The following is a 20,010-nucleotide window of genomic DNA, read 5'->3' on the forward strand; positions in this document are numbered from 1 at the left end:
GATACATGTTTGAACGCTTACGGACGTTTCTCGACGGCCTGACCGGCCCGGCGACGCGGATAGAGCGCGGCGATCCGCGCGTGGCCGTCATCGCCCTCTGTTTCCAGGTGATGGAGGCCGACGGCCGGATCCTCGCGTCCGAACGGCGCAAAATGCGCTCGGTTGTCAAGAAGCACTACAAGCTCGATGACGCCTCCCTTGCCGCACTGATCGAAGCGGGCGAGACGGCGGAAAGCGAAGCGATCGACTACTACCAGTTTACCGCCGAACTCAAACGCCACCTCTCGGAAGAGCAGCGCATCGAACTGGTCGGAATGCTCTGGGATGTCGTCTACGCCGACGGCGAGCGCAGCGAGATGGAAGACCACGTGATCTGGCGCATCGCCGATCTGCTCGGCGTCTCCGGTCGCGACCGGGTGCTGCAGCGGCAGGAGGCTGCGGCGAGAAGCGACACCGTCGAGGACGCCGAGCCGCAACAGGAAAACTGAAATGCCGATGCCCGACGCAAGCTCCCGAAAACCAGTCCTGATCGTGCTGCATCAGGAGCGGTCGAGTGCCGGCCGTGTCGGCCAGATTCTGGAGCAGAAGGGCTTTCGGCTCGACATCCGCCGGCCGGCACTGGGTGACGAGCTGCCACCGACCCTGGAACATCACAGTGGCACGATCATCTTCGGCGGCCCGATGAGCGCCAATGACGAGGAAGAGTTCGTTCGCCGCGAGATCGACTGGCTTTCGGTCCCGCTCAAGGAGAACAAGCCCTATCTCGGCATCTGCCTCGGCGCCCAGATGCTGGCGCGCAATCTCGGTGGCTCCGTGGCGCCTCACCATCAGGGCATGACCGAGATCGGCTGGTACCCGCTGGTCGCAACCGAAGCCGGCAGGGCGCTGATGGACTGGCCGGCCATGGTCTACCATTTTCACCGCGAAGGTTTCGACCTGCCTACCGGCGCCGAACTGCTGGCGACGGGTGATACCTACCCCAACCAGGCCTTCCGCTATGGCGACAATGCCTGGGGCATTCAGTTCCATGGCGAACTGACCCGCGCGATGATGCACCGCTGGGTCGTGCACGGCGCGCACCGCTTCGAGATGCCCGGTGCCCAGGTGGGCAAGGCGCATCTCGATGGCCGCATGCAGCACGACGGACCACTGCGCACCTGGATGGAAAACTTCCTAGAACTGATCTTCCTGCGCGACGAGCGGCCGAAGGCAATTCCAGGAAAAGGGTGAAGCGGTCTTCCGTTGGGGCGGCTTTGTTCAAAAGAACAGCCTGACGGTCCGTAACCCGCCTACTTGTGGTGGTCGGGCACGTCCAGCGTGTCGATCTTGCGCAATTGCGGGAAACCAAGAGCCCAGAGCCCGGACACGAGCAGCGTGCCCATGCCGCCGAAGGCCACCGCAAAGACCGCGCCGAAACCGGACGCCATCATGCCGGCGCGGAATTCGCCGAGCTCGTTCGACGCGCCGATGAAGACCATGTTGACGGCATTGACGCGGCCGCGCAGCTCATCCGGCGTCCAGAGGGTGATCAGGATTTCGCGCACATAGACCGAGATCATATCGGCAGCGCCCATGACGACGAGCGCAGCTATCGAGATCCACGGCGTCGCCGAAAGGCCGAAGATAACAGTACCGAGCCCAAAGAGCGCGACACCGATGAACATGTAGAAGCCGGCGCGATGGCGGATCGGATGTGCCGCCAGCCAGACGGCCATGCTGACGGCACCGATGCCGGGAGCGGCGCGCAGGAGGCCGAGACCCCAGGGACCCAGATCGAGAATATCGCGGGCAAAGACCGGCATCAGCGCCACCGCACCGCCAAGCAGTACGGCGAAGAGATCGAGCGATATCGCGCCCAGAACCACCTTCTCCGCCTTGATGTAGCGGAAACCGGCGGTGATCGTCTCCCAGCTCTGGGCGGAGGCCTGCGTACGGGTCGCCGGCTTCGGGATGGCAAAGACCATCAGCGCGGATGCCAGGAAGAAGCAGACGCCGACAGCATAGGGAACGACAGCACCGAGCGCGTAGATCAGGCCGCCCGCGACCGGGCCGACGATCATCGCGGTCTGCCAGGACGTCGAATTCCAGGCGATCGCGTTGGGCAGGTCTTCCGGCGGCACGAGGTTGGGCGCCAATGACTGGGACGCCGGCGCCAGGAAGGCGCGCTCGATGCCGAAGACGACCAGGATGGCGTAGACTGGCCAGGGCGAAAACAGTCCGGATACCGTCAGCAACAGCAGTGCCGTCGCGCAGAGCGTGCTGACGACCATGCAGATCCCCATGATCATGCGCCGGTTGTAGCGGTCCGCGGCCGAGCCTGTGACGAGGATCAGCACCAGAGACGGCAGAAACTGGAAGAGGCCGATCAGACCGAGATCGAAAGGGTCGCGCGTAAGGTCATAGATCTGCCAGCCGACGGCGACAGAAATGATCTGGATTGCGAAGTAAGCGAGGAACCGAGAGAAGAAATAGCGGCGATAGCCGACATGCCGAAAGGCGGCAAAACGGTGCGAGGCATGAACGGCGGACATGCGGAAGGGGCTCCTGGTGAGACTCGGTCGTCATGCGCTCCCATGTTAAACATGATCGCGCCCGACAAACCGGCGTACTTGCTCGTTTAGGTCTCAATGTCTACATGTCTGTCAATAACGATTTGGAGACCGGCATGCTTGCTGTCATCGGCACCTTGAACTTCATCATCAACATCGCGTGGTTTCTGGTCATCGCGTCGGCCATCTTTTCCTGGCTCTACGCGTTCAACGTCATCAACGTGAACAACCAGGCGATCAACATGATCGGCCGTTCGCTCTACCAGCTGACGGAGCCGCTCTATCGCCCGATCCGCCGCGTCCTGCCCGACATGGGCGGCGTGGACCTGTCGCCTCTCGTCGTGCTGGTGATCCTCTATTTCATCCAGCTGTTCCTGAACACGACGATCGCACAGGCACTGCTTGGCTAAACGATGGCCAATCCGGCCTTCACCGCGCATGGCGACCACGTTCGCCTGACGGTGCGCTTGACGCCAAACGGCGGTCGCGATGCCATTGATGGCTTGGAAGCGGCCGCCGACGGAGAAGAACATCTGAAAGTGCGCGTCAGCGCAGTTCCGGAAAAAGGCAAGGCCAACCAGGCGCTGATTGTCCTTCTTTCCAAGAAGCTCGGGCTCGCAAAGAGCAAGCTTTCCCTCCTTTCAGGCGAAACGCAGCGCAAAAAAATCCTCCGGATCGATGGCGACCCGGAGGACATATTGAGGCGACTTGCGGACCTTGTCGGCCGTTAAGCTTACTTGGCGCCCTTGGCGCGCTCGACGGCTTCCTTGATCAGCTGCCGCGCGACGGAAGCATCCTTCCAGCCGAAGATCTTCACCCACTTGCCGGGCTCCAGATCCTTGTAGTGCTCGAAGAAGTGCTCGATCTGCTTGAGCGTGATTTCCGGTAGATCGGTGTATTCATGCACCTTGTCGTAACGCTGGGTCAGATGGCCGGACGGAACGGCGATGATCTTTTCGTCCTTGCCGGAGTTGTCTTCCATCATCATCACGCCGATCGGGCGGACGTTGATGACGCAGCCCGGAACCAGCGGACGGGTGTTGCAGATCAGAACGTCGATCGGGTCGCCGTCATCAGACAGCGTGTGCGGCACGAAGCCGTAGTTACCCGGATAGGTCATCGGCGTGTAAAGGAAACGGTCGACGACCAGCGTGCCGGCTTCCTTGTCCATCTCGTACTTGATCGGATGGCCGCCGACCGGAACTTCAACGATGACGTTGACATCTTCTGGTGGATTCTTTCCGATGGAAATCGCGTCGATGCGCATGGATCTACTCCAGGGTCGGTTTGAGAAGTTTGCCCGTCGGATAAAGGGAAACATGCCGCGATGCAACATAACTTTCGTCCGTAGCGCAGATTCAACCGGTCGTTTCGTGCCGCCCGAGCGACCGCCACAGGTTCCCAATTCTCGTTCGAGGGAGTGCAAGATGATCGGAAGGGTTGCAAGCCTGGCGCTGTTGTTGTCCGCCGGGCCGGTGATGGCCAACGAGAGCGTCTACATCGACATCGGCCGCGACAAGTGCAAGACGATCGAGGAGGAAGAGGGCATGTATGCGCTCATGACCTGCCCCGGTCATGGCGATTACCCAGTCCGGTTCAAGGAAGCAGACATCCGCCAGAGCGTCTCGTTCGGCTATCTGAACCAGCGCTATGCCGACGAGGCATTCGAGAGCTTCATCCCGTTCAACCATACCGGCACGACGGTGGAGTGGCGTATCGCGAAGGACGGCACGCCGGTCGCGACGATCCTGCGCTGGTTCATCGAAAACACGGACGCCACGGGCGCGTCGGTCCCGGCGCTTCAGGGCCAGGTCCTCGTCATCTCCAAGGTTGCCGGGAAGGATGATGGCAAGGGCTGCGTTGCCGGCTATGTCGATGCGCTTGCCAATCCTGATCCTAATGCGCTTGCCCGCAAGCTCGCCGACGAAGTGGCGCCGACCTTCCGCTGCGGCATCGACAAGCCGGCCTATCACGGCACGCGCGGCGACAAGGCCGCCGAACCCAACAATGAGCTGCCTGAGTAAGTCCCTGGTTTCCGTATTGCGACCGGGCCGATACCAGGCCTAGTTCCAGGCGAAGCCGACCTTCTTCAGGTGCTTGTCGCCGAAATCTTCCATGCCTTCGGCAATGTCCGTGCCACCCGCACCCTGGAAGAACTGGTAGGCGTGCTCGCTGTCCTCGAGGCACCAGACGACGAGACCGCGGCAGCCGAGCGAACGCAGCAGGCTCTTCGCCTCGCCGAAAAGGACCCGCCCGAGGCCGATACCCTGATATTCGGGCCTGAGATAGATCTCGTAGATCTCGCCTTCCTGCGGCAGGGCCTTGGCGCGGCTGAGGCCGAGCGTTGCATAGCCGGCAATGGTTCCGGCGACGTCAACGACGAGCAACGTCGCAGGGCCGCGGGTCGCCTTGCGCCACCAGGTCTCGTCGCGGCGGTTGACCATCTGGACGAGCGGACGATGGGGGATGAGACCGCCATAGGCTTGCAACCACGAAACGCGGTGCACATCGGCAATTGCCGACGCTTCCTGCGGCTCTCCTGGCCGAATCTCTATCGAAACAGTCTTCATGACTCGCGACTCTAAACGCACACGGGGCGAACAGGAATCCCGCCCGGTTGCCGGCCAGCGTTAACCCACAGGCAACTTTAACGGCACCCTATGGAAGGTTAACGCCTTTTTAACTTTATCCGCAAGTCGCCCATCCGTGGCACACACAGCAAAAAACCCCGGATCGCTCCGGGGTTTTTTCAGGCTCGGCAATGTCAGAAGGCTTATGCCGCGCCGGCGGTGCGGGCCTTCTCGAAGCGCTTGCGATCGTTCGGATCGAGATGCATCTTGCGCAGACGGATCGACTTCGGCGTCACTTCGACGAGCTCGTCGTCCTGGATCCAGGAGAGCGCGCGCTCAAGCGTCATGCGGATCGGCGGCGTCAGACGAACGGCTTCGTCCTTGCCGGCAGCGCGCATGTTGGTGAGCTTCTTGCCCTTGAGAACGTTCACTTCCAGGTCGTTGTCGCGGGTGTGGATGCCGATGATCATGCCGGCATAAACCTTCTCGCCCGCGTCGATGATCATCGGACCGCGGTCTTCGAGGTTGAACATCGCGTAGGCAACCGATTCGCCGGCGTCGTTGGAGAGCAGAACGCCGTTCACGCGGCCACCGATCTCGCCCTTGTAGGGCTGGTAGGCGTGGAACAGGCGGTTCATGATCGCCGTGCCGCGGGTGTCGGTCAGAAGTTCCGACTGGTAGCCGATCAGGCCACGGGTCGGGGCGAAGAACACCAGACGGACGCGGTTGCCGCCGGACGGACGCAGCTCGACCATTTCGGCCTTGCGCTCCGACATCTTCTGCACGACGACGCCGGAATGCTCTTCGTCAACGTCGATGACCACTTCTTCGATCGGCTCGAGCAGCTGGCCGTTGTCATCCTTGTGCATGACGACGCGCGGACGCGAAACGGCAAGCTCGAAGCCTTCGCGGCGCATGGTTTCGATCAGAACCGCAAGCTGCAGTTCGCCACGGCCCGACACGAAGAACGAATCCTTCTCGGAGGATTCCTCGATCTTCAGCGCGACGTTGCCTTCGGCTTCCTTGAACAGGCGGTCGCGGATGACGCGGCTCGTGACCTTGTCGCCTTCGGTGCCGGCAAGCGGGCTGTCGTTGACGATGAACGACATGGTGACCGTTGGCGGGTCGATCGGCTGAGCGGTCAGCGCTTCGGCAACGGACGGATCACAGAACGTGTCGGCGACGGTGCCCTTGGTAAGGCCGGCGATCGCGACGATGTCGCCCGCATGCGCTTCGTCGATCGGCTGACGCTCGATGCCGCGGAAGGCGAGGATCTTCGAGATGCGGCCATTTTCGAGCAGCTTGCCATCCTGGCCCAGAACCTTGACGGCCTGGTTCGGCTTCAACGTGCCCGAATGGACGCGGCCGGTGATGATGCGACCGAGGAAGGGGTTGGCTTCGAGAATTGTGCCGATCATGCGGAACGGACCGTCAGCGACCGTCGGCTCCGGCACGTGCTTGAGCACGAGATCGAGCAGCGGCGCCATGCCCTGGTCCTTCGGACCTTCCGGGTTGACGTTCATCCAGCCGTCGCGGCCCGAGCCGTAGAGGATCGGGAAGTCAAGCTGCTCGTCGGAGGCGTCGAGGTTGGCGAAGAGGTCGAAGACTTCGTTGATGACTTCTTCGTGGCGACCATCCGGACGGTCGATCTTGTTGATCGCGACGATCGGCTTCAGGCCGACCTTCAGCGCCTTGCCGACCACGAACTTGGTCTGCGGCATCGGACCTTCGGACGCGTCGACTAGAACGATGGCGCCATCCACCATCGACAGGATGCGCTCGACTTCGCCGCCGAAGTCGGCGTGGCCGGGGGTGTCGACGATGTTGATGCGCACGCCATTCCATTCAACCGAAGTCGCCTTGGCGAGAATGGTGATGCCGCGCTCTTTTTCGATGTCGTTGGAGTCCATGACGCGTTCGGCAACGCGCTGGTTTTCGCGGAACGAGCCCGACTGCTTCAGGAGCTCGTCAACAAGGGTCGTTTTCCCATGGTCAACGTGCGCGATAATCGCGATGTTACGAATGCTCATTTTTCGTCTCGGAGGTTCAGGGCAAGCCCCGATGGGCCACGCCGCTTTTTCAATGGTCGCGCTCATACAGGTTTTTTTGCGATTGCGAAAGGGGGCGCACGCATCAGCGCCGCGGTCAAATGCCGGTAGGCCATGGGTTTGCACCCGTCAGGGGGCTCGCGTGAGGGATTTGGAAAGCGATTGGCCACGACCAGATTCGTCATGCAATCGCGGCCGGATCGAGGGTCACGCGCCAGAGTTCCTGGTCTTGCCGGTCCATCAATCGGACCGTCATCTGCTGCGTCTGACCGTTGATATCGACGATGCCGAAGAACTGCAGACCGGCCGATGGCGGCAGGTTGCTGTCGATGCCGCCGCCCGAGGCCTTGATGAACCGGACCTCAGGCCCGAAGGTCATGTCGAGCTCCTTCGGCCCATAGGTGCCGGAATGAAGCGGGCCGGAAACGAACTCCCAGAACGGTGTGAATTCCTTGAAGGCGGCGCGCGACGGATCGTAGTGGTGCGCAGCCGTGTAATGCACGTCCGCCGTCAGCCAGACGAGGTTGTCGATGCCGTTGTCACGGATGAAGGCGAGCAGATCGGCGAACTCCAGCTCGCGCCCTTTCGGCACGCCGTTGTCGCCGTTGGCGATCGCATCCGAGCCGCGCCGGTTGGCGTAATCGTCCCAGACGACGAGCCCGATCGGCATGTCGCAGGCGATCACCTTCCACACCGCACGCGAGGCGGCAAGCTCGCGCTTCAGCCAATCCGCCTGACGCCAGCCGAACAGCGTGCCGCCGCCGTCCTCGCCCTGGTTGGCGCCGCGATAGGAGCGCAGGTCGACGAAGAATACATCGAGCAGCGGGCCGTAGCCGACCTTGCGGAAGATGCGGCCGGGCTGCGTTGCCGGCGTCCGTATCGGCGTCATCTCGTGGAATGCCCGGGCGGCTCGCTCCGCATAGACGGCGACATCCTTTTCCGGATAACGCGCATCGTCGCGAAGATCCGTCGAGGCCGACCAGTTGTTCAGCACCTCATGGTCGTCCCATTGATAAAAGGTAGGACAGACGGCATTCAGCTGCCGCACGTGATCGTCGAGCAGATTGTATTTCCATTGCCCGCGATATTCCTCGAGCGTGCGCGCCACGTCGCGCTTCTCGTGGGTCACCACCCGGTTCTTCCAGAGACTGCCATCGCGCAGCGGGATCTCGTCGGGAATAGGATTGTCGGCGTAGATCGTGTCGCCGGAATGGATGAAGAAATCCGGTTCGTGCTGTCGCATGGTCGAATAGGTCTTCATGCCGACATCGTCGATACCCCAGCCCTGGCCGGCCGTATCGCCCGACCAGACGAAACGGACCGAGCGCTTGCGCAGAGGCGCCGTGCGAAAACAGCCGATCACCGGATCGGAGACACGGTTGACGTCGTAGAGATCCGTGGCGGTGAAGCGGTAGAAAATGTCCTGGTCCGGGAGCAGTCCGTCGAGCGAACATTTCACTGCGCAATCGGTCTGCGGCGTCGCCGTGAGATCGGCAAGGCGAACCGGATTGGTGAAGCTCTCGGTGGTCGAATACTCGACCGTCACCCGCGACGGCCGATCCACCCGCGTCCAGATCATGCCGGAGGACGTATCGACATCGCCCGATTGCACGCCGTGAACAAACTCCGGCCGGCCATAGCCTCGGGCGTAGAAGGGTGTCGCAAGTCCCGATGAAGCCACGAAGCCTGCGGCACCGGCGGACAGAAGGAAAGAACGCCGGGAAAGCGTCTTGAAGATATCGGTCAAACAGACCTCCGATTCGGCAGCGCAATCGCGCGTGCCGGACCTTTGGTCATGCCGATGTCAGCGACGTAACAGCGGCATGAAACTATTTGAACGGTTTGGCGACAGTTCGGTGAAGGTCGGACTGCCTCGTCGGTCGTCGGAGCCATGGCTTTCGCCGCCAATGCTGTTATCAAAGAACATGGCTCGGCAGCATTCGTGAATCCGGGCAATGATCCCGCCTCATGCCGCCGCGCGGCAACATCGAAATCGACAGGTCACATCGTGCCTCACTCCACCAACGCTCCCGCCCGCGACCGCCTGGAACAGATCCTGAGCCGGCTCAACGACCGCCGGCACGAAGAGAAAGCCTTCGTGCGCCTCTATGCGGAAACTGCCCGTGCGGAAGCCGATGCTGCAGACCGCCGCCGACGGGACGGCGCCAGCCTCGGTCCGCTCGACGGCAAGATCGTTTCGATCAAGGACCTCTTTGACGTCGCAGGCGAACCCACGCTTGCCGGCTCCATCATCCGCCGCAGCGCCGCGCTTGCCGAGAAAGATGCCCTCGTCGTCCAGCGGTTGCGCGAAGCCGGCGCGGTCATCATCGGCAAGACCCATATGACCGAATTCGCCTTCACGGCCGTCGGCCTCAATCCGCACTATCCGGTGCCCGGCAACGCCACCGACCAGCGCCTCATCCCCGGCGGTTCTTCTTCCGGTGCTGGGGTTTCAGCGGCCGAAGGCACCTGCGACATCGCCATCGGTTCCGACACCGGCGGCTCCATACGCATCCCCGCGGCGCTGAACGGCATCGTCGGCTTCAAGCCGACCGCCAGCCGCATTCCTCTCGATGGCGCCTTCCCGCTGTCGCCGAGCCTCGATTCGGTCGGCCCCCTCGCCCGCACCGTTACCGATTGTTTCTTTGCCGACACCGTGATGGCCGGCGAGCAACCGATGCCCCTTGTCGCGCGCCCGATTGCAGGCCTTCGCATTGGCATCCCTCGGGGAAGGCTGCTCGAAGAGCTTTCACCCGAGATCGCCGACGCCTTCACGGCAAGCCTCGACCGGCTCGCCAGATCGGGCGCCGAGATCGTCGACTGCACGTTCGACGATTTGATCCAAGGGCTCCGCGAGGCAACGAAGATCGGGTCGATCGCCGGCCTGGAAGCAAGCCGCGTTCATGCCGACTGGCTCGGCGACGAGGCAGCCCCGGTCGATGACAGGGTCAAGGCGCCGTTGCGGCGCCGTCTCGTCGTGCCGGATGCCGCCGTCGCTGCCCTGTTGGAAACACGGCGCGCGCTTGCCGCTGCAATGGACGAACGAATTTCGGGCTACGATCTCATCGCCCTCCCGACAACGCCGATCGCCGCCGTGCCGATCGCCAGCGTGGAGGCCGACGAAGCCGAATACGACCGGGTCGAAGGCCTGCTTCTGCGCAACTGTCAGGTCGCCAACCAGTTTGACCTCAACGCCATCACGTTGCCGATGCCGGGCCTCACGCGCCCGGCCGGCTTGATGCTGATGGGCAGGAATGGCACCGATGCGCGCGTGCTGGCGGCGGCTCTCTCGGTGGAGGCGCTGCTGCGGAACGGCTGACAGCGATCTGTCGTCGCCGCATTGCTGCTAGATTGTGAACCAACCGGGTCGGCGGGCAGGGATACCGCCCATCATGTCGGAGAAATGCACCCACTCAGTGCATGGTCTCGCCGGCAATCTCGTCGCTCAAGATACGAAAGGCGTCTTCGAGCGCTGCAACCAGCGCATCGGTCAGCTCGTCGCCGTCATTGTTGGCGAGATAGAGGGCGACCATCGAATCGGATGGGTCGCGGTAGTGCTCGATTTCATTCGACATATCATTGTCCTTCATTCGCCGTGTCACATCCCGGCCATTGAAGTGACGATAGGCGAAGGGACTTGCGTAAAGCTGGATGCATGATGCCCGACGAAGGGCACTCTGCACGCAGCATTGCGTTATTCTCCATGCGCTCCCTAACCGGATCGACCGACAAAGGATAGAGGATAGCGACCTATTTCGCTCGCGCCGGGCGCGCGAGCGCGCTAGAGCATGTCGCGGACGAATGACGCGGGAATGAGCATGTCGAAGAAAATCAAGCGCGATGAAACCGGTGACGCGCAGCGCCTGAAGCTCGATTTCCCAGACATCCATGCGGATCTCATGGCCGGTCGCATCCCGTCACTGCGCAAGGCGCTTGTCGCGGCAGGGCTCAAGGACGAGCGCACCCGTCTCGACAAGCTCAAGAATTCCTGGGCCAAGGCAAACCCCGCCGAGCGTGAGGCTTTCCTGAAGTGGCTGAGCAGCAATGGCGCCGTGGAACCGGCTGCCCCACAAGCTGAAACCGACCCGCCAATCGTCGCGCACCAAGTCGCGGCGATTGCCAGCGGTCGCTATCTGCTTCCCGAAACGATCGCCGAAATCCGCACCATCATGAATCGCCGCCGGATGCGGGCGAACGACATCATGGCCGAGATGGGTTTCGCAGGCGACGACATGTCCCTCACCCGCGCCTTGTCCAAAGGGGCGAGCCTTCGACTGTCGGTCATCGCCGCGCTGGAAAGCTGGCTCCGCAGCAACGCCGCGGGTTGAGCCGACCGGGCGATTTCAGGTCTTCGGCGTCACCTTTCTCTCCTGGTTCCGACGCGCTTTGCGCGCGTAGCGGTCGCTATCGCGTTCAATGCGGAAAAATTGCAACCTAAAACTGAGCCGCTCCTTGAAAGCACAAAAGCGGTGCTTTATGTAATTGTCCATGGCTCAGAGCAACCACACGTCGATCTTGTGCTACGATCTCGCGCCGGACGAGGAGGCCAGACACGCGCTCGAGGAAACCTTCGTTGCCTACGCCAACATGCTGGCGATGCTCGATGAACTGGCCGGTGAAAAGGCCGGCGCCAACCTCGTGACGCTGCACGAGCTTGCCTACGAGACAGTCCGGGAGCGCACCGGACTTCCGGCGCGCATGGTCACGCTGGGACTGCGCGACTTCGCGGCGAACCGGGGACAGGCGGCCAGCGCCGGAAGGCTGCCGCTGGACGACAAGCTTTTTGCCATCAAGGGACCGTCGGATCTGACCGTCGCCACCGTGCGCGGTCGCGTCGCGATCCCCTACGACGTCGCCGGTTATTCCCCCGGCACCTTGAATATCTTCGCCGCCCAGCTCGTTGCACAGGACGGCGGCTATCAGATCCACATCGGCGTCACCACGCATTCCGACCGAACGGAGAAGAAAATGATGACGAATGAAGGCATCCTATCCCGCATGGGCCGCTTGATCGCCGGCCTCGCCAACGCCGCCGTCGACAAGGCGGAAGGCAGCAACAAGATCGTGATCGTCGAGCAGGCGCTTCGCGAAATCGACGCGGCCGCCGAAGAGGCCCGGGTCGATATCGGCCAGGCACGCGCCGAGGAGTACCGCATTCTTAGCCGCCGCGACGAAATCGGCGCCGATCTCGAAAAGCTGGACGAAAAGATCCGGACCGCGATCTCGGCCGCTCGGGAGGATCTCGCCAAGGCCGGTGTCGCGCGCCAGATCGATCTGGAATCGCAGCTTGCGGCTCTGGACAAGGCGCTGGCCGGCGCCCGCACCGATCTCGAAGAGGGCCAGCAGGCGCTGCAGGCGGTCCTTGCCACCCGCCGCGAAGCCGAAGCGCGGCTCGCCGATCTCAAGCGCAGCATCGCCCAGTTCCCCGACAGCAAAGCTGCAGGCCTGACAAAGGCCAGCCCAGTGGACGGTGCGGCCCGTGCCGCCGCCGCCGTCTCCCGCGCGACGGGAGTCCCAGGCGGAGATCACAGCAACAGCGCCGAACTGGATGAGCTCGATCGCCTGCATCGCGACAGGGCAATCGAAGCAAGGCTGGCCGCGCTCAAGGCAAGGCAGCACTAACGCCCATGCTGTTCTTCCTCGCCCCGGAATCCCTGCCATTCGCGATTGCGGCGGTGATGCTGGCCGCGTTTACCGGCATCGAGATCCTCTGCCTGCTGCTCGGCTTCTCGCTGGGCGAGGCGATCGACAAGGCCTGGCTGGACGACCACAACGCGCTGGGCGGACTGATGTCCTGGTTCAATGTCGGCGGCGTGCCGCTGCTTGTACTGCTGATGCTCTTCCTCGGCCTCTTCGCCATGACCGGTTTTGTCATTCAGGCGGTGGCAGGAGCCCTGTGGGCGCCGCTGCCGGCGCTTGCCGCGGCCCTGCCGGCATTCGCCTTCTCGCTCCCCGCAGTTCGTGTGTCGAGCCGGTGGGTGGCGAAGATCGTCCCGCGTGACGAAAGCTATGTCGTCGACCTCGGTGATTTCGTCGGCCGCAGCGGCGAAGTCACCGTCGGTCCGCTGGACCAGGGCCTGCCGGGGCGCATCCGCCTCAAGGATCGCCACGGCAACTGGCATGTGCTGCGGGCGAGGGCCGCCCGCAACGAGCAGCCGATCGCCATCGGCGCGCAGGTGCTGATCGTTGATCGCGCATCAGACATTTTTATCGCGATATCCGCGCCGTCGGACCTGCTGACGCCGCCAAACCCTTAATCCTTCCTCATCGGAGCAACCATGTTTTACGACCTCTTGGTGCCGGCCGGCATCGGCATTGTCCTGATCCTCGGCATCGGTTTTGTACTTGCATCGCTCTATACCCGCTCCAGCCGCGACGAGGCCTATGTGCGCACCGGTCTCGGCGGTCAGAAAGTGGTCCTCGACGGCGGCTCGATCGTGCTGCCGATCTTCCACTCGATCGCCCGCGTCAACCTGAAGACGCTGCGCCTCGAAGTCCGGCGCGGCGAAGGCGATGCGCTGATCACCAAGGACCGCATGCGCGTAGACATCGGCGCGGAATTCTATGTCCGGGTGAAGCCGGACGCATCCTCGATCGCGCTCGCAGCCCAGACGCTTGGCGACCGCACCAATGATGCCGAACAGTTGCGTGTTCTGATCGAGGCCAAGTTCGTCGATGGCTTGCGCTCGGTCGCCGCGACGATGAGCCTCGACGCGCTGCAGGAGCAGCGCATGGATTTCGTCAAGGCGGTGCAGGAGGCGGTCGGCGCCGACCTGCAGTCGAACGGTCTCGAACTGGAATCCGTTTCGCTCACCCGCCTGGACCAGACGGACATCAAGCACTTCAACGCCAACAACTTCTTCGACGCCCACGGCCTGGCGGCGCTGACGCGCATTACCGAGGGCCGCAAGAAGGAACGCAACGAGATCGTCCGCGACACCGAAGTCGCGATCGCCCAGAAGGATCTCGAAGCCCGCCAGCAGTCGCTGGCGATCGAGCGCACCAAGCGCGAGGCGGAACTGAACCAGGAACGCGACATCGCCAACAAGTCGGCCGCCACCCGCGCCGAAACCGCCCAACAGGAGCAGGCTGCCAAGCGCGCGGAAGAAGAAGCCCGCATTGCCACCGAACAGGCGATCGCCGAGCGCGAAGCCGCCGCCAAGCAGGTCCGTGAAAGCGCCAACATCGACGCGACCCGATCCGTCCAGCAGCGTGATACCGAAGCCAAGCGCGACCTGCAGATCGTTTCCCAGGAAAGCGCGATTGCCGTCGCCAACAAGAGCCGCGAGGAATCGGAAGCCAAGGCCAAGGCCGAGAACGCCCGTGCGCTGGCGATCGCCGCGGAAGAAAAGGTTGAGACCGCAAAGGCCGTGGAAATTGCCGAACGCGAACGCCAGATCGCCGTCATCGACGCCCGCAAGAACGCCGAAACCGAAGCAACGGCCGTGACCGTCGGCGCCGAAGCCGAAAAGCAGGCGGCCCTCGACCAGGCCGATGCGATCAAGACGCTCGCCACCGCCGAAGCCGAAGCCGCCATCATCAAGGCCAAGGGCGTGCTCGAAACCGGCAAGGCGGCGGCCGAAAGCGAAGCCCTGCTCAACGACGCCCGCAACAAGCTGAGTTCGGCGATCATCGAATTCGAGATCCTGCGCGAACGCATCCGCATCATTCCCGAAGCGCTTGCCGAAGCGGTCAAGCCGATCGAGAAGATCTCGGATATCCGCATCTTCGACACGGGCGGCATGCTCGGCCGCGGCGCCGGCGGCGAAGGCGCCAAGAACGGCATCGGCCTCGGCGACGGCCTGGCGGGCCAACTGCTCGCCTACCAGGCCAACAAACCGGTCCTCGACCAGTTGTTGAAGGAAGCCGGATTTAACGGCGAAAACGCCATCACCTCTCTGCTCGGCGACCTGCAGGCCCCGGCCCCCGTAGAGAAGGCACCGAAGAAGTAAGGCAAGACTGACGCGATCCCTGGCCCCTTGCGGGGCCGGGGACCAACTGGTGAGCACCATCACCGGACCGGTACCGTCAACGGGGCGTCGGCGCGGCATCGGCCCTGCGACAGGCATTGCCCGACCGGCGAAACCGGCGCAACGAGCGGAACGTCCGCCGCCTTGGCTCCCGCTTCTGCAAATATGTAATCGGCTGGTCGAAACACGAGCGCACTTTGGCGGGTGTTGCACGCGTTCAACTTCGCTAGTTCCGCAAGTTGCCGAGAACTGGGCAAATACATCCACAAGTGCTAATATTTTCGCGCCGAGGGTTCCAGACGACCCGGTCTCGCGGACGATATTCATTTAAACGCGAATTGCTTGCAGCCAATTGCCGCGCCGTCGGACGACCGCTCCATGAGTGCTGTCGATGTCCGACGACATCAACGTGGAGGAAAAGCCAATGGCCAGCAATCTTGTTTCCTACATCGCGCAGATGCTTACCCCTGACATGATCGCACGCATCGCTTCAGCGCTCGGGCTGGATAGCAGCAAGGTGCAAGGCGCCGTCAGCGCTGCCATTCCCGCGGTGCTGGCGGGACTGTCCGGCGTTGCGACGCAACCAGGCGGAGCGCAAAAGATAGCCGTTACTGCCAGGCAAAGCGGCGGATCGCTCGACAACCTCATCGGAATGCTCTCGGGCGGCGATCAGACAACGCTTGCCCAGAATGGGTCGCAGATCATTTCGTCACTCTTCGGGGCCAAGAATGGCGGTGCGCTTGCGAGCGCGATCGGCGGGGTCTCCGGCATGGACCAGCGGGCGAGCGGTTCGCTCCTGGCGACGCTTGCTCCCCTCGTCCTGGGTGGCCTTGCCCGGCAGAGCGGCGGGGATCTTAGCGCCAATGGCATCGCCGGACTGCTCGCGAGCCAGAAGGACAACATCGCGGCCGCACTGCCCCCCGGTGCAAGAGAGCTGCTTGGCGGAACGGGTCTGCTCAGCGCACTTGGCGCTTCGGCGCAGACGGCCGCGACCTCGGCAAGCCAGGCCGCCGGTAGCGCCGCTGCAGCGGCGTCGTCCGTCGGTGCAGCCGGTCAACGTGCAGCCGCCGCTGCGGCTCCGTCCGGGTCGCGCAGCTGGCTCTATTGGGTGATTGCCGTGCTCGCGCTTGCAGCCGTGCTCTTCTATCTGTTCGGCAGGCCGAGTGGAGAGGTTGCGCCGCAGGCTGGCACGGCGGGGCCGAGCTTGACGGTCGGCGGGATCGACATCGGCCAGCAAGTCAAGGACAGCATGGCCAGCCTGCAGACAACGCTGACCGGTATCACTGACGCCGCCTCGGCCACGGCGGCCCTGCCGAAGCTTGAGGAGGTCGCAAGCGGGCTCGACAAGGTCAGCGGCGCGGCCGGGCAAATGTCGGCCGAACAGAAGGCAGCCCTTTCGGCTTTGGTCGGACCGATGATGTCGCAACTCAATGGTTTGTTCGACAAGGTTTTGGCCATTCCCGGCGTTTCCGACATTCTGAAGCCCGCGATCGACACGTTGAAGGCCAAGCTCGCCGCCTTGTCTGCCTGATCGGAGACAGCCGCGAGAAGCCATATCCATCGCCGCCGGCCCGGCGAGCATCGCGTGGACCGGCGGCAATTGTCATGGACGAAAGAGAACGAAGGAGGGTCAGCCATGGCTGACAAATCGACATTCACCGCAGACGAATGGACGTTGCTGCTGGAGAGCGTGATGATGGCCGGCATTGCCATGACCGCGGCAGAACCGAGCGGCCTCTGGGGCATGATGAAGGAAGGCATCGCCAACAGCAGCGCGCTTCTGCAGGCAAAGACGGATGCGGCGGCAAGCCCGCTCGTCAAGGCGCTGGTCGCCGACTTCGAGACCTCGGAAGGGCGGACCGCCGCGCGCGACGGACTGCAGGCAAAACTCAAGGGTGCCAAGGCGGCGGACATGAAGGCCAGATGCATCGAAACGTTGCAACAGGCCCGAACGGTAGTCGAGACCAAGGCGCCGGGCGATGTTACGGCCTTCAGCGCATGGCTGTACCAGATCAGCCAGAAGGTTGCGGAAGCCGCCAAGGAAGGTGGTTTTCTGGGCTTCGGCGGCGTCGCCGTCAGCGACGCGGAGAAGGCCACCTTGTCGGAGATTTCCGCAGCGCTGAAGGTCGCCTAGAGACGCTGCACTTCACCGCGGAAACATGGCCCCAGCGTCAATCGGCCCGGCGACGCTCTCGCGCAATTCGCGCTGATGTCGCCGGGTATCGCTTGGAGAACCGCACCATAACTGAAATTGCAAACGATGGAGGCAACGTCGCGCCACGGCGGGGTAGGTCCGCCAGACGGCACCGGGTTGCCTCCTGGCGCAGCGCCAGACCTCGATCGCCATTTCCGGGCACGTGCCGGGATGCACAATACGCCCGGGCGGCCACCGCGAATTGCGGCCGTCTCGCAACATCACACTGTGAAGGAGAAGGGAAGCATGGCGGAGAGGGTGGGATTCGAACCCACGGTACGGTTGCCCGTACGCCGCATTTCGAGTGCGGTGCTTTCGACCACTCAGCCACCTCTCCGCTTTGCTGGTCGGCGCTTGTCTAGCGCGGTCGGGTTCATAGCGGCAGATTCGGGTGCTGGCAAGTGCCTGTTTGAAGAATATGTAACGGCATTGTTGCTTTCGCCTTGACACACACGCGCAAATCCTTGTAATCCGCGCAATGAAGTGGTGTGGCCCAGCCATCCCGCATCGGGTGTGATTTGCGCCCTTTCACCGGTGGATAACCTATAAGGTGTTCCACTCAACTGTCGACTGACAAAAAGACGGCCTTGTCTTCGGGCAGAGAGCCGGATCGAACATGAAAGGATAAAAAATGTTCGCAGTCATCAAGACCGGCGGTAAGCAGTACCGCGTGGCCGCCAACGACGTCCTCACCATCGAAAAGCTGGAAGGCGTTGCAGGCGACAAGATCGAATTCACCGAGATCCTGATGGTCGGCGTTGGCGCCGATGCAACCATCGGCGCTCCGTTTGTCGAAGGCGCCGTTGTCAGCGCTGAAGTTGTTGAGCAGGGTCGCGCCAAGAAGGTCATCGCCTTCAAGAAGCGTCGCCGCCAGAACTCCAAGCGCTCGCGCGGTCACCGCCAGCACCAGACGACCGTCCGCATCCTGGACATCGCTGCTGCCGGTGGCAAGGCAAAGAAGGCTTCGAAGAAGTCTGACGCTGCCGAAGCCGCTGCAAACTGAGTTCCCGGATCTAAGGTTTAAAGGAGAACACCAATGGCACACAAAAAAGCTGGCGGTTCGTCGCGTAACGGTCGCGATTCTGAGTCCAAGCGCCTTGGCGTGAAGAAGTTCGGCGGCGAAAACGTCGTTGCAGGCAACATCATCGTGCGCCAGCGCGGCACGAAGTGGCATCCGGGCGCCAATGTCGGCCTCGGTAAGGACCACACGATTTTTGCACTTACGGCCGGCAACGTGGACTTCCGTACGAAGGCCAATGGCCGTGTGTACGTGTCTGTAATGCCGAAAGCCGAAGCAGCGGAATAAGCCGGTAGCGCTCTAAAACAGCCGGCGTCTCATCGACCCGGCTGACGCACCTGATGGTTCCAAGCCAGACTTCAAAGGGGAGATGGGGCAATACCCAACTCCCCTTTTTCGTTTCTGGAGGAAACCATGCAAACCGAGTTGTTGAGGGAAGACCAATCCCGGTCTCCCGAGCAGAGGCTGAGGCCCCAACGGTCAAGGACCGATTGCCCGATATTGTTGTCACCCAGGCTCGTTCTGCGCGCCCCTCATGAAGACGATATCGACGCCCTTGCCCATCTTGCCAACAATGCCAATGTCGCGACCATGGTCTCGCGCATGCCGCACCCGTATACGACGGCCGATGCCGCCGACTTCGTGCGACGCGCGAAAGCCGGCACGATTGGCAAGTGCGTCTACGCGATTACCAAGGCGGACAATGGTGCATTTCTCGGTTGCTGCGGTATCGAGCCGCATCCCGACGGCAAGACGGCGGAACTCGGCTATTGGTTGGGCGAGCCTTACTGGAACCAGGGTTATGCCACCGAGGCGGCCCAGGTCCTGACCGACATGGCCTTCCGCACCCGCGACATCGACCAGATCGATGCGCGCTGCCGGGTCATGAACCTGGCATCCCGCCGAGTCATCCAGAAGTGCGGTTTCCAGTTCCAGGGCAGCGGCATGGTCGGCAGCCTGGCGCTCGGCGGCTCGATCGCCGTCGAATGGTACCGGCTCGACCGCAAGACCTGGGTCTCCTTGAGAAGCTGGGGAGGCATGCGATGAACGCGCTCGTTTCCGAACGCCAGCGGGTCGTCGCCCGCCCCGGTCCCGGTCCCTGCCCGGTCATCGAGACGAAGCGTCTTGTGCTCCGCCCGCATCGCCGCAATGACGCCGAGGCGATCGCCCAGTCGCTCGGCGATTTCCAGGTCGCACGCATGCTGGCGCGCGTGCCGGCGCCCTATGACCTGCAGGACGCGCTCGACTGGCTGACCGCACGGACCTCGGGGCTGACAACCGACTGGACGTTCGCGATCACCACTGGCGACGATGTCCATATCGGCTGCGTCGGCATCGAGCTCAGGCATGGCCAATGGCATGTCGGCTACTGGCTGAACCGCTTCTACTGGGGCAAGGGCTATGCCTCTGAAGCCACCTATGCGGCGGTGGAGCGCTTCTTCCGCCGCATGCCCGAAACGACGCTGCATTCCGGTGTCTTTGCCGACAATCCGGGATCGCTGAAGGTGCAGGAGAAGATCGGCTTCAAGGTCACCGGCTGCACCCAGGTCTACGCGCTCGCCCGCAACGCCATGGTCGCGCATATCGAGACCAAGCTGACGGCTACGGACCTGCACCGCCCGCACTAAAGGAAGTTCCCCCGCAAAGTTCGCTTTGCGGGG

At 62.8% G+C, this 20,010-nt stretch carries 22 protein-coding genes and 1 tRNA gene; 16 read left to right on the forward strand and 7 right to left on the reverse strand.

The annotated features are described in order from the left end of the window. The first annotated feature begins 5 nt into the window (after positions 1-5). Both PWG15_RS17370 and PWG15_RS17375 read left to right on the forward strand, forming a co-directional pair. A complete protein-coding gene (locus PWG15_RS17370; protein WP_275021766.1) occupies positions 6-488 on the forward strand; it encodes a tellurite resistance TerB family protein in 483 nt (160 codons plus the stop codon). 1 nt (position 489) lies between these two features. Continuing rightward, positions 490-1,230, forward strand: a complete 741-nt coding sequence (locus PWG15_RS17375) for a glutamine amidotransferase (protein WP_275021767.1) — start codon at positions 490-492, stop codon at positions 1,228-1,230. Positions 1,231-1,289: 59 nt separating this feature from the next. Here the strand turns inward: PWG15_RS17375 and PWG15_RS17380 are convergent, their stop codons facing one another. Beyond that, a complete protein-coding gene (locus PWG15_RS17380; RefSeq protein ID WP_275021768.1) occupies positions 1,290-2,531 on the reverse strand; it encodes an MFS transporter in 1,242 nt (413 codons plus the stop codon). A 134-nt stretch (positions 2,532-2,665) separates the two neighbouring features. Between PWG15_RS17380 and PWG15_RS17385 the strand changes: the two genes are divergently transcribed. Together PWG15_RS17385 and PWG15_RS17390 are read left to right on the forward strand one after the other, a co-directional pair. After that, entirely contained in the window at positions 2,666-2,959 is a 294-nt protein-coding gene (locus PWG15_RS17385; RefSeq protein WP_113535285.1) for a YggT family protein, read from the forward strand. 3 nt (positions 2,960-2,962) lie between these two features. Beyond that, a complete protein-coding gene (locus PWG15_RS17390; RefSeq protein ID WP_275021769.1) occupies positions 2,963-3,280 on the forward strand; it encodes a DUF167 domain-containing protein in 318 nt (105 codons plus the stop codon). Positions 3,281-3,282: 2 nt separating this feature from the next. On the opposite strand, the gene ppa is transcribed toward PWG15_RS17390, so the two are convergent. Then, positions 3,283-3,816, reverse strand: a complete 534-nt coding sequence (gene ppa / locus PWG15_RS17395) for an inorganic diphosphatase (protein ID WP_223725808.1) — start codon at positions 3,814-3,816, stop codon at positions 3,283-3,285. Between the two features lie 160 nt (positions 3,817-3,976). Between ppa and PWG15_RS17400 the strand changes: the two genes are divergently transcribed. After that, positions 3,977-4,573 (forward strand): hypothetical protein, encoded by a 597-nt coding sequence (locus tag PWG15_RS17400; protein ID WP_275021770.1) that lies wholly within the window; start codon positions 3,977-3,979, stop codon positions 4,571-4,573. A 39-nt stretch (positions 4,574-4,612) separates the two neighbouring features. Here PWG15_RS17400 and PWG15_RS17405 read toward each other — a convergent pair whose 3' ends face one another. From PWG15_RS17405 to PWG15_RS17415, 3 genes are all read right to left on the reverse strand, one after another. Further along, positions 4,613-5,119, reverse strand: a complete 507-nt coding sequence (locus PWG15_RS17405) for a GNAT family N-acetyltransferase (protein WP_275021771.1) — start codon at positions 5,117-5,119, stop codon at positions 4,613-4,615. A 203-nt stretch (positions 5,120-5,322) separates the two neighbouring features. Further along, positions 5,323-7,149, reverse strand: coding sequence for a translational GTPase TypA (gene typA, locus PWG15_RS17410; RefSeq protein WP_275021772.1), 1,827 nt, complete (start codon positions 7,147-7,149; stop codon positions 5,323-5,325). 199 nt (positions 7,150-7,348) lie between these two features. Next, positions 7,349-8,914, reverse strand: a complete 1,566-nt coding sequence (locus tag PWG15_RS17415; protein WP_275021773.1) for an alkaline phosphatase D family protein — start codon at positions 8,912-8,914, stop codon at positions 7,349-7,351. 261 nt (positions 8,915-9,175) lie between these two features. Here PWG15_RS17415 and PWG15_RS17420 point away from each other — a divergent pair, with 261 nt between their 5' ends. Beyond that, positions 9,176-10,486: an amidase gene (locus PWG15_RS17420; protein WP_275021774.1), complete on the forward strand. Its 1,311-nt coding sequence runs from the start codon at positions 9,176-9,178 to the stop codon at positions 10,484-10,486. A 94-nt stretch (positions 10,487-10,580) separates the two neighbouring features. On the opposite strand, the gene PWG15_RS17425 is transcribed toward PWG15_RS17420, so the two are convergent. After that, positions 10,581-10,742 carry a hypothetical protein gene (locus PWG15_RS17425; RefSeq protein ID WP_275021775.1) on the reverse strand — a complete coding sequence of 54 codons (162 nt, stop codon included), beginning with the start codon at positions 10,740-10,742 and terminating at the stop codon, positions 10,581-10,583. A gap of 243 nt (positions 10,743-10,985) precedes the next feature. Between PWG15_RS17425 and PWG15_RS17430 the strand changes: the two genes are divergently transcribed. The 6 genes from PWG15_RS17430 to PWG15_RS17455 all read left to right on the forward strand — a co-directional run bounded on the left by PWG15_RS17430 (position 10,986) and on the right by PWG15_RS17455 (position 17,271). Next, positions 10,986-11,495, forward strand: coding sequence for a hypothetical protein (locus PWG15_RS17430; RefSeq protein WP_275021776.1), 510 nt, complete (start codon positions 10,986-10,988; stop codon positions 11,493-11,495). Positions 11,496-11,655: 160 nt separating this feature from the next. Then, positions 11,656-12,789 carry a PspA/IM30 family protein gene (locus tag PWG15_RS17435; RefSeq protein WP_275021777.1) on the forward strand — a complete coding sequence of 378 codons (1,134 nt, stop codon included), beginning with the start codon at positions 11,656-11,658 and terminating at the stop codon, positions 12,787-12,789. 5 nt (positions 12,790-12,794) lie between these two features. After that, a complete protein-coding gene (locus PWG15_RS17440; RefSeq protein ID WP_275021778.1) occupies positions 12,795-13,424 on the forward strand; it encodes an OB-fold-containig protein in 630 nt (209 codons plus the stop codon). 21 nt (positions 13,425-13,445) lie between these two features. Further along, a complete protein-coding gene (locus tag PWG15_RS17445) occupies positions 13,446-15,119 on the forward strand; it encodes a flotillin family protein (protein WP_275021779.1) in 1,674 nt (557 codons plus the stop codon). Between the two features lie 442 nt (positions 15,120-15,561). Continuing rightward, positions 15,562-16,668: a DUF937 domain-containing protein gene (locus PWG15_RS17450; RefSeq protein ID WP_275021780.1), complete on the forward strand. Its 1,107-nt coding sequence runs from the start codon at positions 15,562-15,564 to the stop codon at positions 16,666-16,668. Between the two features lie 105 nt (positions 16,669-16,773). Then, positions 16,774-17,271, forward strand: coding sequence for a hypothetical protein (locus PWG15_RS17455; RefSeq protein WP_275021781.1), 498 nt, complete (start codon positions 16,774-16,776; stop codon positions 17,269-17,271). A gap of 307 nt (positions 17,272-17,578) precedes the next feature. Here the strand turns inward: PWG15_RS17455 and PWG15_RS17460 are convergent. Then, a tRNA-Ser gene (locus tag PWG15_RS17460) sits at positions 17,579-17,668 on the reverse strand. Positions 17,669-17,962: 294 nt separating this feature from the next. On the opposite strand from PWG15_RS17460, the gene rplU reads away from it, so the two are divergent. The 4 genes from rplU to PWG15_RS17480 all read left to right on the forward strand — a co-directional run bounded on the left by rplU (position 17,963) and on the right by PWG15_RS17480 (position 19,977). Next, complete coding sequence (gene rplU / locus PWG15_RS17465; RefSeq protein WP_275021782.1) at positions 17,963-18,334, forward strand: 50S ribosomal protein L21; 372 nt, start codon at positions 17,963-17,965, stop codon at positions 18,332-18,334. A gap of 33 nt (positions 18,335-18,367) precedes the next feature. Next, positions 18,368-18,637, forward strand: a complete 270-nt coding sequence (rpmA, locus tag PWG15_RS17470) for a 50S ribosomal protein L27 (protein WP_037470908.1) — start codon at positions 18,368-18,370, stop codon at positions 18,635-18,637. A gap of 126 nt (positions 18,638-18,763) precedes the next feature. Beyond that, entirely contained in the window at positions 18,764-19,396 is a 633-nt protein-coding gene (locus tag PWG15_RS17475) for a GNAT family N-acetyltransferase (RefSeq protein WP_034802649.1), read from the forward strand. Then, positions 19,393-19,977 carry a GNAT family N-acetyltransferase gene (locus PWG15_RS17480; protein WP_275021783.1) on the forward strand — a complete coding sequence of 195 codons (585 nt, stop codon included), beginning with the start codon at positions 19,393-19,395 and terminating at the stop codon, positions 19,975-19,977. Before PWG15_RS17475 ends, PWG15_RS17480 begins: the two co-directional genes overlap by 4 nt. Positions 19,978-20,010: the final 33 nt, after the last annotated feature.

The organism is Ensifer adhaerens (genome assembly GCF_028993555.1).
Classification (GTDB): Bacteria; Pseudomonadota; Alphaproteobacteria; order Rhizobiales; family Rhizobiaceae; genus Ensifer; species Ensifer adhaerens_I.

Bases quoted from the DNA above. Each gene is read 5' to 3' on its own strand.
- PWG15_RS17370 (WP_275021766.1), top strand. From the start codon at position 6: ATGTTTGAACGCTTACGGACGTTTCTCGACGGCCTGACCGGCCCGGCG.
- PWG15_RS17375 (WP_275021767.1), top strand. From the start codon at position 490: ATGCCGATGCCCGACGCAAGCTCCCGAAAACCAGTCCTGATCGTGCTG.
- PWG15_RS17380 (WP_275021768.1), bottom strand. From the start codon at position 2,531: ATGTCCGCCGTTCATGCCTCGCACCGTTTTGCCGCCTTTCGGCATGTC.
- PWG15_RS17385 (WP_113535285.1), top strand. From the start codon at position 2,666: ATGCTTGCTGTCATCGGCACCTTGAACTTCATCATCAACATCGCGTGG.
- PWG15_RS17390 (WP_275021769.1), top strand. From the start codon at position 2,963: ATGGCCAATCCGGCCTTCACCGCGCATGGCGACCACGTTCGCCTGACG.
- ppa (WP_223725808.1), bottom strand. From the start codon at position 3,816: ATGCGCATCGACGCGATTTCCATCGGAAAGAATCCACCAGAAGATGTC.
- PWG15_RS17400 (WP_275021770.1), top strand. From the start codon at position 3,977: ATGATCGGAAGGGTTGCAAGCCTGGCGCTGTTGTTGTCCGCCGGGCCG.
- PWG15_RS17405 (WP_275021771.1), bottom strand. From the start codon at position 5,119: ATGAAGACTGTTTCGATAGAGATTCGGCCAGGAGAGCCGCAGGAAGCG.
- typA (WP_275021772.1), bottom strand. From the start codon at position 7,149: ATGAGCATTCGTAACATCGCGATTATCGCGCACGTTGACCATGGGAAA.
- PWG15_RS17425 (WP_275021775.1), bottom strand. From the start codon at position 10,742: ATGTCGAATGAAATCGAGCACTACCGCGACCCATCCGATTCGATGGTC.
- PWG15_RS17430 (WP_275021776.1), top strand. From the start codon at position 10,986: ATGTCGAAGAAAATCAAGCGCGATGAAACCGGTGACGCGCAGCGCCTG.
- PWG15_RS17435 (WP_275021777.1), top strand. From the start codon at position 11,656: ATGGCTCAGAGCAACCACACGTCGATCTTGTGCTACGATCTCGCGCCG.
- PWG15_RS17440 (WP_275021778.1), top strand. From the start codon at position 12,795: ATGCTGTTCTTCCTCGCCCCGGAATCCCTGCCATTCGCGATTGCGGCG.
- PWG15_RS17445 (WP_275021779.1), top strand. From the start codon at position 13,446: ATGTTTTACGACCTCTTGGTGCCGGCCGGCATCGGCATTGTCCTGATC.
- PWG15_RS17450 (WP_275021780.1), top strand. From the start codon at position 15,562: ATGGCCAGCAATCTTGTTTCCTACATCGCGCAGATGCTTACCCCTGAC.
- PWG15_RS17455 (WP_275021781.1), top strand. From the start codon at position 16,774: ATGGCTGACAAATCGACATTCACCGCAGACGAATGGACGTTGCTGCTG.
- rplU (WP_275021782.1), top strand. From the start codon at position 17,963: ATGTTCGCAGTCATCAAGACCGGCGGTAAGCAGTACCGCGTGGCCGCC.
- rpmA (WP_037470908.1), top strand. From the start codon at position 18,368: ATGGCACACAAAAAAGCTGGCGGTTCGTCGCGTAACGGTCGCGATTCT.
- PWG15_RS17475 (WP_034802649.1), top strand. From the start codon at position 18,764: ATGCAAACCGAGTTGTTGAGGGAAGACCAATCCCGGTCTCCCGAGCAG.
- PWG15_RS17480 (WP_275021783.1), top strand. From the start codon at position 19,393: ATGAACGCGCTCGTTTCCGAACGCCAGCGGGTCGTCGCCCGCCCCGGT.